The sequence below is a fragment of the Marinibactrum halimedae genome (assembly GCF_021234875.1).
GTDB lineage: Bacteria > Pseudomonadota > Gammaproteobacteria > Pseudomonadales > Cellvibrionaceae > Marinibactrum > Marinibactrum halimedae.
On the sequence record NZ_JAJQVM010000007.1, the window covers coordinates 64,396 to 79,372 of the forward strand.

The following is a 14,977-nucleotide window of genomic DNA, read 5'->3' on the forward strand; positions in this document are numbered from 1 at the left end:
GTATGGCTACCATAAAAAAGCAGCTTTGATACATACTATGCTCAAACCATTGGTTGAGACCAATTATTACTCAACACTTCTGCTTGTTGTAAACATAACTCAACGGCTTCATCCGCTCCATCTGGTGGATATTTCCACTTTCTTAATGCGCGTCTAACCAGGTTTCGCAATTTCGCTCTTACACTATCCCGTATTTGCCAATCGACAGTGGTCGACTTTCTCAGCTGCTGTGTTACGTATTTGGCTAGGTCTCTTAGGGTATTGTCACCTAATTCACGTACCGCCGATTCATTTTGAATTAAGGCTCTATAGAAAGCGATTTCATCCGCGTTTAAACCTGATTTTTCGGCAAGTTCCGCATCGTTAGCCATATCCTTGGCCATTTGAATCATTTCTTCGATAACCTGCGCTGTTTCAATGGCACGGTTGTGGTACTTTCTAAGAGATTCTAATATTCGATCTGAATATTTCTTCTCGGAAACCACATCGTTTTTCATACGCGCTTTTATTTCATCACGCAGTAACCGCTCTAGGAGATCAACAGCGAGATTTTTCTCTTTCATGTTGGCAACGTCTTCCATAAATTCCGGCGAGAGTAAACCGACGTTTGGTTTATCTAAGCCCACCATTTCGAAGATGTCATCCACGCCTTCAGCAACGATGGCGTTATCAATAATCTGCTTTAAAGCCGAATCTTTTTGGTCTTTATTCAGTTTTTTGTCGACATTTTCTCGCTTTCTAAACGCCGTATTAATCGCATCAAAAAAGGCAATTTCTTTGCCGTAGGCTTTGGCTTCTTCCATAGTGGAACACAAGGTAAAAGCGGTGCGAATATTCGCGAGAATATCGCAGAAACGCTTTTTACCCTCTAGCTCACCATTACTTGGGTTGGGTAATGACAAAATATGGTTCATCACCCTTGGCATTAATTGCAGTGCGTTATCTTCGTAACCGGAATAGTCACAACCATGCATCAGCGCGTGGAGCTTTTCGATGTTCTCTAATAAAACCGCGAAGGCTTCTCGCGTATCGACGGTGGGTTGCCCTTTACCATTAGAATTGGTGTACGTTTTTAAGGCCGCTTTTAATTCGTTAGCAATACCAATGTAATCCACCACCAAGCCACCGGGTTTGTCTTTAAACACCCTATTTACCCGCGCAATGGCCTGCATTAAGTTATGGCCTTTCATGGGTTTATCGATATACATGGTATGGCAATTGGGCGCATCGAAGCCGGTTAGCCACATATCCCTTACAATCACGATTTGCAATTCATCGTTGACATCTTTAAAGCGTTTTTCAAACGATTTTTTTACTTCTTTGTTATAGATATGCGGTTGCAATTTTGACTTATCAGATGCTGAACCGGTCATGACAATTTTTACTGCACCTTTGGCCGAATCTTCTGAGTGCCATTCGGGTTTAATTGCCGTTAACGCATCGTACATTTCGACACATATATCTCGGCTCATACACACTACCATCGCTTTACCGGGCATAGTGGCAGTGCGTGCCTCAAAATGGGCAACCAAATCTTTAGCCACTTGCTGTATTCGCGGCTCACTCCCCACGAGTTTTTCTAATGTAGCCCACTTGGATTTGGTTTTTTCCCGCTCGGATACATCCTCTTCATCTTCAATTACTTCGTCTACATCGTCGTTGAGGGAATCTATTTCGGCTTGCTTAATATCCAACTTTGCCAAACGGGATTCGTAGTAAATCGGTACGGTGGCGCCATCGTCTACGGCATCTTGAATATCATAAATCGATACATAATCACCAAATACCGCTCGGGTGTCTTTATCGGCACTGTCGATAGGCGTACCGGTAAACCCAATAAATGACGCTTCGGGCAACGCATCGCGCATGTGTTTGGAATAACCGAACGTGTACTTGCCCGTCTTTTGGTTAAATTTAGCTTTATCGCCGTATTGGCTGCGGTGGGCTTCATCACTGACAACCACAATATTGTGTCGATCACTTAAAACAGGGTGTCGCTCTTCCTTTGCCCATAGCGCGAATTTTTGAACGGTCGTAAAAATAATGCCGCCCGACTGACGCGACGCGAGAATCTCCCTGAGGTCGTCTCTATCTCCGGCTTGCACAGGCGTTTGTTTAAGGGTATCTGCCGCCATCGAAAATGTATTAAACAACTGACCATCCAAATCGTTACGGTCGGTCACGACAACAATGGTCGGGTTATTCATTTCAGGTTGGGCCAAAAGCTTCCCAGCGTAACACACCATAGAAATAGATTTACCCGAACCTTGTGTGTGCCAAACCACACCCGCTTTACCAGAACCGGGCTCGACCCTTTCTCCATAATTTGCGCGAGGTTCAGCAATGGTATTTTCTGGTGGCCGGTATGCGGCAATCACGGTTGCTTTTACCGCTTCACGTACCGCATGAAACTGATGATACCCGGCGATTTTCTTGATGGTTGCGCCATCGCTTTCTTCAAATAAAACAAAATGGCGGATATAATCTAAAAACAACTCTGGCTTAAAAAAACCTTTCACCAACGTTTCTAAAAAAAATTCAAATAGCGGTTTATCGTTTTCATTATTCACCACTCGCCAAGGTAAGAAACGTTCTTTATTCGCGGTAAGCGAGCCCACACGGGCATTCCAACCGTCACTCACCACCAAGGCTTCGTTAAAAATAAATAAATCCGGTATTTCTTCTTTGTAGGTTTGTAACTGATCAAAAGCTTTCCAAATATCCGCACTTGCATCCGCCGGATTTTTCAACTCCAGCACCGCTAACGGCAAACCGTTAATAAATACAATCACATCTGGGCGGCGTAAACCTTTACTGCCAGAAATGGTGTATTGATTGACCACCAAAAACTGGTTGTTGCTGACATTGGAAAAATCGATTAACTGAACGTAATCGGTCTTTTCCTCTCCATCGTCTTTGTATTCAACCTTTACGCCTTCCAATAACCATTGGTGAAAGGCTTTATTGTTTTTAATTAGAACAGGAGATTCAGGCTTGGCGATTTGCTGGGTAATTTGCTCAAGAACAGAGACGGGGGTATTAGGGTTGATTTTTTGTAGGCTATTTAACAAACGATCATTCAGTATGACTTGGCGATAATCGCTTCGTTCTGGAGAGATTCCGTCTGGAGCAATATCATACCCGTTTAAGTAGCTGTATCCAGTTTGTTCAAACCATGCAATACATGATTTCTCTAGCAAGTCTTCAGAAATCATTCTACACTATCCTCCATTCCTTCCTCCCATTCTTCAAGAACACTTTGATACATATTCGGAGCCACATTAAAAAGAATCTCAGAAGGAAGATATGTATCTTCGTATATAACGACAGAATCAAACTCAGAGTCCAAGAACTCGTCAAATCCTGAGTTTTTTACTGGCTCTGATTTCGGCTCAGCGGTTAGATACGATTCTCTTAAATCGAAAATAAATCCAACTATTGAATCTGCTTGCTTTGCAATAAACTCAGCATAATGCATATCGAGCGGTATATGGTCTGATGATTTACCATGAGCTAACGGACAAAACTCATTTCTCAACTCCCCAATCCCTTGAACAGCTGTTTCAAAGTGGTTCGTAGCACTACTTATAATTTTTTTAAAAGCTTCTACTGTTTTTCCCTCTTTCTCAACACCTTTAGCGAGACTAAAAATGCCAGCAGTTTTTTTAGCCAGATTAGCAATCTTAATATCCGCCGCATATTCAACACGATACTCATCCAACATCGATTTACATACGCTTTCAATTAACGCTTTAGAATGACCAATCACTAGGCCAGATTCTTTTTCTTCTATTGCTGCTTCAGCAGCAATAAGTGTTCTTTTTAATCGATATCGGTCAGCAGTCCTTTCAACTATGTCATTTGTCTTGACAAACATCAAAGTGTCCACTTGTCATTAGCCTTAATCCCATATTTTCCACTTAGTAACTTTGGCAGCAGAGAATCACGAATATTAGAAAGGGTTTCGTTCTCATTAGATAAATATTGTATTTTCTCAAAAAATGGAAATACAAGTGCCTCAAATTCACCGACTAAATCAGCACGCGGAGACAAAACGGTTACTTTACGTAGTTCTGACTGACGTATTCCGACCACTGTAGTGCCAGTGGCTCTTCCTTCCAAATCTGATTTTGCTTTGGCACTTTGCAACCAAAGGTATAAAAAGCTACTTCTAGTCTTTTCTAGATTTGGTCTCAGCGCATAAAGGCGCTGACTTAGGCAGTACTTAGTATTGTTAGCCAATAAGAATAATTCCCCCATTGGTCCTTCAGAAGTTAAAAGAACATCACCTTTAACAAGCTCTTCCTTCATCCATTTTTTATACAATTCTTCATCGACAAATCGGATACTTTGTTTATTAATAATATTTCCGGATTTAACATTTTTAGCCGAAACAGCAGGATAACCTTCATCGCTCCAATCGCCCCCGAGTTTCTTTGGGGTTTTACCCCTATGATCAATAATTAAAGACGTTACACTACTTATATCAGAAGCACCCCACCCCTCAGGAATCTCCCCCAACTCCGATTCAACCAACGCATCAGGAAATAAATCGGCGGTGGTTTGGAGTTGTTCTAGGGTCGCACTTGCCTGTACGTCATCATCCGCTTCTAGTGCTTCAACCGACTTTCCGGCAATGGCGGCCATGGCGGCGCGTTGGATGTATTTGGCTTCGGCGTTTTTGTCGTTTCTTTCGGACGCGTTTTTATTGGTCCATTCTTGTTTGGCTTTTATTTTTGCGCGGGTGGGTTCGAAATCGACAAACCAGCTTTTGAATATGGCTTGGGCTATTTGTTCTAGGGTTTGGTTGATTTGGCGGTTTAGTTCGATTTTGTCGTCGAGAGAAGTCAGAGCCTCTTCAATTCGATCTTGAAATTCTAACGGCGGCAGTCTGAACTCAATACCTTTTAATGATGTTAATGGCTGGCCTATTCCAGGTGTACCAACTTGCGAAGCATTTTTTAGTAGTTCATGACGACCCAACCGACTCTTGAAAAAATAATACAAAAACTTCGGATTAACTTTCGATCTATCGCAAGTCAATTTCATTAGGCTAGAAGATAAAACATAGCGTTCATTTTCTAGAATTATCCCTACTTCACCAATTGAGCCTCTATGTGGGAAAACTAAGTCATACTGATACACATTACTGGAACCGAGCGTATCTGCTTTTTCTTCAGTTATATAGACGAAGTCACCTTCAAATGTTGGCCCTCCCGTGATGTTCGTACCACGAATGACTGGAATACCTTCATCAACGTAGCAATCACTCTTCATTCTCGACCCAAAAGGTCCGATAGCAATAGAGCCTTTACTATCAGCTTTTATCTCATCAATAGTAACAAGCGGCCAATCAGATGCCATAACCCAACCCCGTCAAGTTCTTTTTAATCTCCGCTTCTAATCGATCTGATTCTTCAAACTGTGTTTTTAATTGCGATGTTAACCTTGCCATTTTTTCGGCAAAGGGTTCGCCATCGTCTTCTTCCGCCGCCGCGCCAACATAACGGCCGGGGGTTAACACGTAATCGTGTTTTTCTATTGCGGCTAAATCGACACTGGCGCAAAAACCGGCTTCGTCTTCATAGCCTTTGCCTATCTGCCAGTTATGGAACACCTCAGTAACCTGATTTAAATCGTCCTGAGTAAAATCCCGTAATACACGGTCTTTCATGTAGCCTAAATTACGGGCATCGATAAACAGCACTTTGCCTTTTCTGTCGCGGAATTTTCTACCGGCGGCACTGGTGCGCTTGCCTTTATTGCGGGTTAAAAACCAGATACAGGCGGGAATTTGGGTATTGGTAAACAGTTGGCCGGGTAAGGCAACCATACATTCCACCAAGTCGTTTTCAATAAGCGCCCTTCGTATACTGCCTTCATTGTTAGTATTGGAACTCATGGAGCCATTGGCCAATAACAAACCCAAGCTGCCGTTGGGCGCCAAGTGGTAAAGCATATGTTGCAACCAGGCGAAATTGGCGTTGCCACTGGGTGGCGTGCCGTATTGCCAGCGGGGGTCGTTGGTGGCGACGCCCGCATCCCACTCTTTCATGTTAAAGGGTGGGTTGGCCATCACGAAGTCGGCCCGTAGGTCTGGGTGTTGATCGTTGGTGTAAGTATTGGCGGGTTCTTTACCAAAGTTAAAATCGATGCCGCGAATGGCCATGTTCATGGCGGCCAATTGCCAAGTGGTATGGTTGTATTCCTGCCCGTAAATAGAAACATCTTCAATGCGGCCTTGGTGGGCGCTAATAAAATGTTCCGATTGCACAAAAAACCCACCAGAGCCCATGGCCGGGTCGTAAACACGGCCTTTAAAGGGTTCGAGCATTTGCACAATTAAACTGACGATGGATTTAGGCGTGTAGAATTGGCCACCCTTTTTGCCTTCGGCCAAAGCGAATTGACCGAGCATGTATTCGTACACATGGCCGAGAATGTCTTTGGAGTTAAGGCTGGCGTGGTTGAATGGAATGGTAGCGATTAAATCGATCAACTCCCCCAATTTGGCTCGGTCGATTTGCAAACGGGTGTAGAGTTTATTCAGTACGCCTTTCAATTTCGGGTTGGCGACTTCGATGCTTTCTAAAGCATTATCGATTAACTGGCCAACGGAGCTAATGCGTTTGCACTTGCGTTTTTGCTCTTCGTCTGCGGGGGCTTCGAGTAACACGTCGCCTTCTGGCGTAATCCAGATAGTGCCGTTGATCACGACTTTGTTTTGGTTTTGTAGAAATACCCAACGGGCCACACTGGGCACCCAGAAAGTGTTGGTTTCTAGATAGTAGTCGCGCACTTCCAGTTCGTAAGCAACATCCTTTTCGTATTCTTCGCCTTCACCGCCAAAATCTTCCGGGTCCATGTAGTATTCGTGGTCAGGGTCACGAAACTGGGTATCCAGTTCTTTGTGGCGAATATCAAAGGCATCAGAGACGTATTTTAAAAAAATTAGGCCCAGCACGGTATGCTTGTATTGTGCGGCATCTAGGGTGGAGCGGAGCTTATCAGCTGCTACCCATAGTTTTTTGTCTAAATGGTTAAGAAATTGCTGTTCTTCTTCGTGGGTCATAGATAAATCGTTTTAATATTTTTTGTGTAGGTGCCAAATTAGATAAAAATTCATACAAATTGGCATCGATAACTTTTATTTGTCTCTATATGTTATAGGTGCCAAGTAAAATAAAGGTGGTCAGTCTTACAATGATCAAAATGCCATCATTTGCAGGGCTTTTCCCTCTTGTTTCACGAGAGCGTAATGGAAAAGTGGGGCAGGGACAATGTAGCGAGGAGCCACTCGATTTTTGAGTGATCAATTAGGCCTCAATAGAAAGGGTTCCTTGAAGATAATCCACCGCCGAACCCGTCAGAATGACTCGATCACTTCGCACTTCACAACCCACCATGCCGGTTCGTTGGGATAATTGCTGCGCGATTAAATGTTTCTTATTGAGTCGTTGACTCCAGTAGGGTGCAAGCTCGCAGTGGGCAGAGCCGGTTACTGGGTCTTCATTGACTCGCAAGCTTGGGAAAAAACAGCGGCTAACAAAATCTACTGACTCGCCTGGTGCGGTAATCAGTACGCCTCGATAATCCAATTTCGACATCAGCAGAAAATTCGGTTCAACCTTTCTGACTTGTTCTTCGTTCTCAAGTACAACAATATAATCGAAGGCAAGTAGAGTTTCCGTTGGAGAGACGCCTATGGCTTCTAACAGTGTATTGGGTGGCTCAATGACTTGCGGGAGTGTGGCAGGAAAGTTCATTTCGTAACCGGAATCGGATTGTGTTACCACCAATTCCCCGCTACGGGTGGAAAACGTTATCGCATCATTTTGATAATCGAAGTGTTTAAATAGTACATGTGCAGTAGCGAGTGTGGCGTGCCCGCAAAGATCGACTTCTTCTTCAGGGGTGAACCAACGCAATGAATAATGCTCGCCTTCGCAAATAAAAAACGCCGTTTCAGACAAATTATTTTCTTCGGCAATGCTTTGCAGAGTGGCATCGGATAACCACGATTCTAACGGGCAAACAGCAGCGGGATTGCCTTCAAAGCTTTTGGAGGCAAAGGCGTCGACCTGATAAATGGGGAGTTTCATTGTTTTGCCTCTAGTCAGTGAGAGAATGCCAGTATTGTATTCTTGAATAACGAGAATACAAAAGGGTTACAATGATCACCCTAATAAAATCTGATGACTTTTCGCGCGTAAAAACTGAACAGCGCCGTAATAAAGACAATAACCGTAATAAAGACAATAAAAAGGAGCCATTAATGAAGTTGAGAACCTTGGGCAAAAGTGGGTACAGTATCTCTGAAATGGGTATCGGCTGTTGGCAGTTGGGCAATGACTTTGGCCCGATGGAAGACGAACGTGCCACCGCGATATTGCAAGAGGCAGATCGTCAAGGAATGAATTTCTGGGATACCGCTGATGTGTACGGCGGTGGCGTGAGTGAATCGCGTATTGGTGGATATTGTCGTGAGAATCCGTCAGATCGATTTATTGTCACGAAGGTGGGGCGCGACGGGACGTTGTATCCAGGGGCTTATACTAAACAAAAAGTGCGAGCCAATATTGAGGGTTCTCTTAAGCGTTTGCATGTGGAGGCATTGGATTTAGTCCAATTGCATTGTATTCCCACTGAGGTATTAAAAGCGGGAGATATGTTGGCGTGGATGGAAGATTTTCAACAAGAAGGATTAATCAAACATTTTGGTGCCAGTGTCGAAACGATGGATGAGGCATTGTTTGCCATAACGCACCCGCAGTTAACGTCCATTCAAACGATTTTTAATGTCTTTCGCCAAGATCAGGTCAATGAACTGTTCCCTAAAGCCATCGAAAATCAAGTGGGTATTATTGTGCGCTTACCACTGGCCAGTGGTGTTTTATCGGGAAAAATGCAAAAAAACCATCAGTTTGCTGAGAGTGATCACCGACATTATAACCGTGATGGCGCGTTTTTTAGTGTGGGAGAAACGTTTTCCGGTATTCCTTTTGAGCAAGCGGTGGAGTTTGCTGAGACTCTAAAAGCGTGGTTGCCAGAAGGGATGAGCTTGGCACAAATGGCAATGCGCTGGGTTCTTGATCATGACGCCGTAAGTTCTGTGATTACAGGAGCAAGTCGCGTGGAGCAGGTGGCTGAAAATGCGTCTGTTTCTAGCCTTGAACCCCTTAGTTCACAATTGCATGAAAAACTCACGGAGTTTTATTTTAATACTGTGAAAACGCATATTCGAGGTGTGATGTAATGTGTAAGCCATCTCATCCGAGCAGCTTTTTTAAAATTTGAAGCTGTAAGGTTCACTATTTAGAATATTTTCGTATCAGATCATTGCTTGTCATTGGATGCCCATGACAAGCAATGACTATAGTGAGGCTACTGAGCGGAGAGTAACTGCAAGCCAAGTCGATATATGCGCTTGAAATCAGTTAAGCCATGACTTCCACCGTTGACCGCTTTCCTTGCATCACGTAGGTCATTATCTTTTAATGCAGCTTTAATTCGACTTTCTTTGTTTTTCAGAAAGCAAGCCAATATATCAGCGGCTGTTTTCGGGTCATTGGCTCTTTCAGGGTCTTGTTCGAGCATATCCCCCAGCCCTAGTTGATGACCAATATGATAATAATTTGCACGACCGGTTAACTGAATATAACCCCGCCCTTTGTACCTAGCGCCATCCGGTTTGCCTGTATTTCCCAAATCATTACGATCATCATATTTATCAAAAGGGTGTCCGTTTGGGCTGGTATTATAGTGGGATATATGTTCATCAATTGGGGCGAACCTGCCAGTTTCGACATAAACTGTAGCGATGGTCATAAGAAACATTTCTCTATAGGCCAAATGAAATTTATCTAGTGATGCGTAAAGAAGCGGCCAATTTTCTGTAATATTCGCATGAGAAGAGTCATGGCATATTCTTACTACGAGTGAATTTGGGCAGGCCATCACCAGAGAGTCTTTCAGCTCAGTCTGCTGGGGAATCATTTGATCAATAGGATTAAGTTCTATAGCTAATTCAGAGTGAGTTCGTCTACCCACAATACCGTCATCGTCAAGCCGGTTGTCACGCTGAAACAAAATAACGGCATGTTCAGTTTCATCACCAAAAATCCCATCAACTGCAGAGATTGGATAACCTAAAGCCTTCAGTTGCTTTTGAAGCCTTTTAACCAGTAAGCCTTTGTGGCCTTTGCGAAGTGTTGTCATGATATTATAAAGGCAGTTTGAGTCCTGCCATACTCCCAGCAAAATTACCGATGGCGGTGCCGACTTTGGTCAGCTTTTCCCGCTGTGATTTAATCCGACTATCTAGCGCGTTAGAGAGATGTACAAGCTTATCAGTTTCTATGATTAAACTATTATCAGCTTTACTGGCTTTGTCATGTAATGCATTAGCAGCTGCTCTCAACGAATTGATCTGTGCTGTTAACGCTTCTTTTTCTTCATTGATTTGTTGTAATGTCAAAGATAATTCTGTTTCGAAGTTGGAAATGTCTTTCGCCGTATTCTGTTTGAAACTCTCCAGTTTTTTAGCTTGCTCTTCTTCGTACTGATCAAGTAAATCATCGACCAAGCTTTCCGCTTTGGCCGCTACATTATCGACCACATCAGCTATGTCGTCTGGTAAATCATCCTTATAGATTTGCATCAATTCCGGACTAGGTTTATAACGCGCCATTGGGTTCTCCTGCTAGTTGAGTAACGCCAGGTTACTGTGGTGAAAGTGTCTCTTTCACTTTGTTTTTAAGGTTGTCAAAGATGCCATCTACGGCTTTGTTGATATCTTCTTTGTAATTGACTTTGAGCTTATCCGCTTTTGGTCCATAGCTGCTGGAAAAATTGGGAATTTCTTGTTTAAGGTCATCGATTGCAGCTTGAGCAAGAGTCTTAACGGCTTCAGTGTTGGCGTTTTTATCTGGAAAAATTAAACCGTTTGCTAATCCGGAAGGTATAGCTCTTAAAAATGAAAAGGCACCAGACCCAGGGCCTAATGAGTTATATTTCAGATAGGTGGATAAACTGTTACCAGCGGCTTGGTTTGCCTGAAAGGCAACACGAAGTTTTTCTTTACTGCTCTTTATATTATCAGCGTTACTGCTGGATCTTAACACTTGAGTCATCTCCATAAAACCGTTTACCAAAACCTGATGTTTGGCCAGAATTTCTTGGTTCACCGTTTTGCAGCCATCAACGACTTTATTGGTAAGATTGTTATAACTGGCATCGAAAGTATTACTGATCTCATCAGCATATTCTTTTGAGATTACTGAAATAGTCTCGGTAATTTTTTCCGATTGCCCTAAATAAATTTCATTGTACCGAAGATATAGGTTGAGCTGGATATTTTTGAGGCGGGCAAGATCTTCAAATGTGCCCTGAGTAGTATCGTCTCGTCTTAATCTGTCGGTCAACATCAAGATGTTCTTTTCATTGGACTCAAGCATCGCGTGGATTGGGAATATGACTTCTTCCATTTTTTTATGCGTTTCTTGTTTACTTGAGAGTGCGTCCTGATTAATGCGTTGAATGTCTTTGGTGTATTGTGAAACCAATGATTTCAGCGCATTCGTGCCAGTTTTTAAGCACTGCACATGCGGGTTGGAAGAGTTTGAACTTAACGTTGAAAGGGTTTTCTGTGTTTCTTCCAGTAAAGCATTTCTGCTTCTTTCAATGTTTTCTAATTGGGTTAAGTAGTCTTTAATATTGATTTCGCTTTCTTCGTTGAAATATTGCAATCCATGAGCCATATCAACCGCCTGTTGTCTCCCCGCGCAGCCAGAAAGAAGCGTTAGGGCAGTAACCAACAACCCAAGTGTTCTGAGCCTTACGATTTTTACCAAGTTCATTACTCACTCTCCTTTGCATACATTTTCAACACCTGTTTTTCCGATTCTGGTTTAATCCGTACTTTTGCATGGTCTCTGATTTCGCTCATTGTTGCAGAAGTGGGTCGAACATTTTTTAGTTCATCCTGGAACTTGGGCAAATAACGTATTTTTTTGTTGGCGGCCAACATTTTCTCCTTGGAAAATGCCAAGGGTTGCAATAGCTTATTGGAGGTGTTTTGAATTATGGCATTTAAGCTTTCGCTATTGAATCCTAGGAAAAAGGCTAACGCCAAAAAGTAGGGGAAGTTATTTAAGTTAGAGTTGTACTCCATATATCCAGATGAAATTAAAGCTACGACGACAACCGACATGATAGGAGCAAGGAATATTCGAGGAAAGAACAGCGTATATCGTTTGGCGTTGTATTCGTTATTTCTGACATCTCGAATGTTGTTGACCAAAGTACAGCAACATAAGCCAAATAAAGACCAGAATACCAATTCCACAATCCAGCCTGAGCCAGGGTGATAAAGCCACAAGAAATTGAGTTGAGGTTTCAATGTTTCAATACGTTCTTCTAGTAATTTTGCTGATGCTTCCTGGCGTTGGATTAGAGATTTAATGTCAATCTGTAAATCATCTAGTTGTATTAAATAAAGATTACTTTCACTATTTGTCCAGTTCAGTTGGACATCTTTTTTTAAAAGAGCAATTTTTGCTAAAAAATTGTTTAGTTTCATTTCTTCAAAAACTTTTCTACCTTGCTCAGATGTAAAGGTGTCGAGAATTGGAATGTTAATTGGCATTGGTTTGTTTACATAGTGTGGTGAAATTGCGCGGCTTGCTTGACGAAAAAAATAAGCTCTTTTGTCAAGTAGTATGTTTTTTTCCTGGGATGCCTTGTGTTCAAAGTCTTCAATAAATTCCTCAACACTCTGAGAATCATAAAATTTTTCCAATACTGTTTCATGAATCTCGTACTCTAAAAGGCCGTCTTTATAAAAGATGATGGGGGGTGTGAGTTGGGTGCAGGGTGTTAACTCTTTCAACTTGATGCCCATTTTGCACCGCTCTACTGTTGTTCCCTGTGCGACCTGAAAGAATAAATACATAAGAATAAATAGTAAGAATAAGAGTATAGTTGTGACAGTTGCACGCTCTGAAGAGTTAAAAAAATTTTCAAGCAGCGCTTTGTTTTTCAACGTTTTTGTCGACATGCTATAAATCCCTTATCTCTTGATGGTTTGTCATTTCTTGAATGCTTGTGTTAAAAATTTTTGAGCTTGATAAAAGCCGTTAAGATTTCTGGTTAATGCTGAATTTAACTTTATGTTTTGATGCTGCCTGTAAGGCTTGTTGGCTATAATTTTAAATTTTTTTAGATGTTATTTTGAATTTCTGTGACGGCTCCACCATCCATTTTCAGCACTTTTAACTTCCTCGAGCTCAATATTTTTAAGCTCTTCTTCTGTCCAGCTATTGTTTTCCGATTTTCTTAATATCCATTTTTTAGGGAAGGCGGCATTCGCAATCTGATATAGGCTCGGAACATCCGGGAAGTCGACATTCTTTGTTTTTTCACAGTGAGGTTGGATGAGAGTAACCTGTTCGGAGTCTTTAACCTGAACACAATGCTCGGATTCAAGCATCAGGATCGAGCTTTTAGGGAGAAACTCCCAGTACATGATTGTAGCTAACGGAACCCCAAAGCCTTCTCTATTGGGGTGGTTGTTAAAGTCGATAATGGGTGGGTGCTTTATTGCTTTTTTTCTCAGCCCAAAAAGACTTCGTTTATAATCTACCCTCAAGAAATCAACATGTCCCAAGAGAAGGTCATATGCTTTACGCTTGTATGCTGGAACTGCCACTATGGGTTCTGTTATTTCTGGGTCTATTGTGTTTGTGATTTCAAAAGAAGTTTTTTCGCGAATTTTTTGATTTTCATGTAATTCACTGGTTATTGATAGTTTGCTTTTTAATTTGCTGGCAAGTTGTGTTTTAATCTTGCTTGATAGTTTGTTTTCTTTTGAAAGTTCAATTTTCGCGGCTAGTTCGGTGGCAAAGGACGCGGTATGTTCGTTCTCTGTCAAGAATTTTTCAATGGATGAGATTTGCTTTATTTTTTCCAACTCAAAACTGGAGGCTATGACATGTTGAGATCCGACTCCTTGAGGTGACTTGTAAACAGCGAGAGCATCCCCGACTTGATGATGTTCATCTAAAAAGCGCTCGTTTAACTGAAAGTGGCAGCGAACAATGCCAAAGGATGTTTGACTCTCATCAAGGATTTTCCAAGATTTTTCTTTGGTTAAATCTACAGAATAAGGTATTGAAAGTGAAATCCTTTTCATTGTTATAACCTATTTTTTATCGTTTTCGTTAAGTTTGAGCAGAGTTCAATATTAATTAAAAAATAAGCAATCTTATTGAAAGGCAGAGCTGTTTAACATTTTTTTAGATTCCTAAAATCCCTGGATCGCCGCTTTTCAAACCAGCTTTTGGCAGCGTTTTTATTTTGAGGTATTTAGTAATATCCCTTTAAATTATCAACTCCAGCATATATCAGGTTGCTGCCGAATTATGTTCTGTGGCTCGGTTTGCCCAAAAATAAAATGGGTTTAGGTTCGCCTGTGCTCTGCGTTTTTTCATAAAAAATATAAGCGCTAAGGAGCGCAAGTGTTAAATTGGTTGAGCCGTTATAAACGCACTTTATTATGCAAGCATCTAAATAATCTTTACCTAGGTAATGTGCGTTGGCTAGTTTGTGGTTGACTATAATGTCGACGGCTCGAATGCCATTAATGCTTGTTTTCACGGAATTGCGTAGGGTATCTGATAGACTCGAGTAGGCGTTTTCTACTTGGCTGATTGCACTGAAAGGTAGCGTGATTATACAGAATGTGCCAATGCCGACTGTAGTAATGCGAATTCCAGTAATACCGAGTCTCAACCTGATAATGGGGGTTCGTTCCATCGATTTTCCTCTGTTTTAACGTCTTGTCGTCAAATTCCTTATATCCTTAATACCTGTGTAGGGTAATGATGTTAATGAGTTGTCGCCAAAGAGGAAGAAATGAATTGGCATTAGAGCTAAGGGTATTTATGAGGCGGTGGGGAAGAATATACAGAGGTCGCGT

Annotated in this window: 11 protein-coding genes; 1 reads left to right on the forward strand and 10 read right to left on the reverse strand. The window is 42.0% G+C overall.

The window, feature by feature from the left end; genetic code table 11:
- Positions 1–41: 41 nt before the first annotated feature.
- From LU351_RS05885 to LU351_RS05905, 5 genes are all read right to left on the reverse strand, one after another.
- Positions 42–3,215: a type I restriction endonuclease subunit R gene (locus LU351_RS05885; RefSeq protein WP_232593134.1), complete on the reverse strand. Its 3,174-nt coding sequence runs from the start codon at positions 3,213–3,215 to the stop codon at positions 42–44.
- On the reverse strand, positions 3,212–3,877 hold the full coding sequence (locus LU351_RS05890; protein ID WP_232593135.1) for an abortive infection family protein: 666 nt from the start codon (positions 3,875–3,877) through the stop codon (positions 3,212–3,214). Before LU351_RS05890 ends, LU351_RS05885 begins: the two co-directional genes overlap by 4 nt.
- On the reverse strand, positions 3,877–5,364 hold the full coding sequence (locus LU351_RS05895) for a restriction endonuclease subunit S (RefSeq protein ID WP_232593136.1): 1,488 nt from the start codon (positions 5,362–5,364) through the stop codon (positions 3,877–3,879). The genes LU351_RS05890 and LU351_RS05895 overlap by 1 nt, the downstream gene beginning before the upstream one ends.
- Positions 5,354–7,072 (reverse strand): class I SAM-dependent DNA methyltransferase, encoded by a 1,719-nt coding sequence (locus tag LU351_RS05900; protein ID WP_232593137.1) that lies wholly within the window; start codon positions 7,070–7,072, stop codon positions 5,354–5,356. Before LU351_RS05900 ends, LU351_RS05895 begins: the two co-directional genes overlap by 11 nt.
- A 244-nt stretch (positions 7,073–7,316) precedes the next feature.
- Positions 7,317–8,102 (reverse strand): PhzF family phenazine biosynthesis protein, encoded by a 786-nt coding sequence (locus LU351_RS05905; protein ID WP_232593138.1) that lies wholly within the window; start codon positions 8,100–8,102, stop codon positions 7,317–7,319.
- 71 nt (positions 8,103–8,173) lie between these two features.
- Between LU351_RS05905 and LU351_RS05910 the strand changes: the two genes are divergently transcribed.
- On the forward strand, positions 8,174–9,256 hold the full coding sequence (locus tag LU351_RS05910) for an aldo/keto reductase (protein ID WP_232593139.1): 1,083 nt from the start codon (positions 8,174–8,176) through the stop codon (positions 9,254–9,256).
- 128 nt (positions 9,257–9,384) lie between these two features.
- Here the strand turns inward: LU351_RS05910 and LU351_RS05915 are convergent, their stop codons facing one another.
- The 5 genes from LU351_RS05915 to LU351_RS05935 all read right to left on the reverse strand — a co-directional run bounded on the left by LU351_RS05915 (position 9,385) and on the right by LU351_RS05935 (position 14,191).
- On the reverse strand, positions 9,385–10,218 hold the full coding sequence (locus tag LU351_RS05915) for a peptidoglycan-binding protein (RefSeq protein ID WP_232593140.1): 834 nt from the start codon (positions 10,216–10,218) through the stop codon (positions 9,385–9,387).
- A 4-nt stretch (positions 10,219–10,222) separates the two neighbouring features.
- Positions 10,223–10,690, reverse strand: coding sequence for a hypothetical protein (locus tag LU351_RS05920; RefSeq protein WP_232593141.1), 468 nt, complete (start codon positions 10,688–10,690; stop codon positions 10,223–10,225).
- A gap of 31 nt (positions 10,691–10,721) precedes the next feature.
- Positions 10,722–11,858: a hypothetical protein gene (locus LU351_RS05925; RefSeq protein WP_232593142.1), complete on the reverse strand. Its 1,137-nt coding sequence runs from the start codon at positions 11,856–11,858 to the stop codon at positions 10,722–10,724.
- Positions 11,858–13,057: a hypothetical protein gene (locus tag LU351_RS05930; RefSeq protein ID WP_232593143.1), complete on the reverse strand. Its 1,200-nt coding sequence runs from the start codon at positions 13,055–13,057 to the stop codon at positions 11,858–11,860. The genes LU351_RS05925 and LU351_RS05930 overlap by 1 nt, the downstream gene beginning before the upstream one ends.
- A gap of 168 nt (positions 13,058–13,225) precedes the next feature.
- Entirely contained in the window at positions 13,226–14,191 is a 966-nt protein-coding gene (locus tag LU351_RS05935; RefSeq protein ID WP_232593144.1) for a hypothetical protein, read from the reverse strand.
- Positions 14,192–14,977: the final 786 nt, after the last annotated feature.

Excerpts from the sequence above, each read along its gene's own strand:
- LU351_RS05930 (WP_232593143.1), bottom strand. The coding sequence starts at position 13,057 with ATGTCGACAAAAACGTTGAAAAACAAAGCGCTGCTTGAAAATTTTTTT.
- LU351_RS05935 (WP_232593144.1), bottom strand. The coding sequence starts at position 14,191 with ATGAAAAGGATTTCACTTTCAATACCTTATTCTGTAGATTTAACCAAA.
- LU351_RS05895 (WP_232593136.1), bottom strand. The coding sequence starts at position 5,364 with ATGGCATCTGATTGGCCGCTTGTTACTATTGATGAGATAAAAGCTGAT.
- LU351_RS05890 (WP_232593135.1), bottom strand. The coding sequence starts at position 3,877 with ATGTTTGTCAAGACAAATGACATAGTTGAAAGGACTGCTGACCGATAT.
- LU351_RS05915 (WP_232593140.1), bottom strand. The coding sequence starts at position 10,218 with ATGACAACACTTCGCAAAGGCCACAAAGGCTTACTGGTTAAAAGGCTT.
- LU351_RS05905 (WP_232593138.1), bottom strand. The coding sequence starts at position 8,102 with ATGAAACTCCCCATTTATCAGGTCGACGCCTTTGCCTCCAAAAGCTTT.
- LU351_RS05900 (WP_232593137.1), bottom strand. The coding sequence starts at position 7,072 with ATGACCCACGAAGAAGAACAGCAATTTCTTAACCATTTAGACAAAAAA.
- LU351_RS05910 (WP_232593139.1), top strand. The coding sequence starts at position 8,174 with ATGATCACCCTAATAAAATCTGATGACTTTTCGCGCGTAAAAACTGAA.
- LU351_RS05925 (WP_232593142.1), bottom strand. The coding sequence starts at position 11,858 with ATGAACTTGGTAAAAATCGTAAGGCTCAGAACACTTGGGTTGTTGGTT.
- LU351_RS05885 (WP_232593134.1), bottom strand. The coding sequence starts at position 3,215 with ATGATTTCTGAAGACTTGCTAGAGAAATCATGTATTGCATGGTTTGAA.
- LU351_RS05920 (WP_232593141.1), bottom strand. The coding sequence starts at position 10,690 with ATGGCGCGTTATAAACCTAGTCCGGAATTGATGCAAATCTATAAGGAT.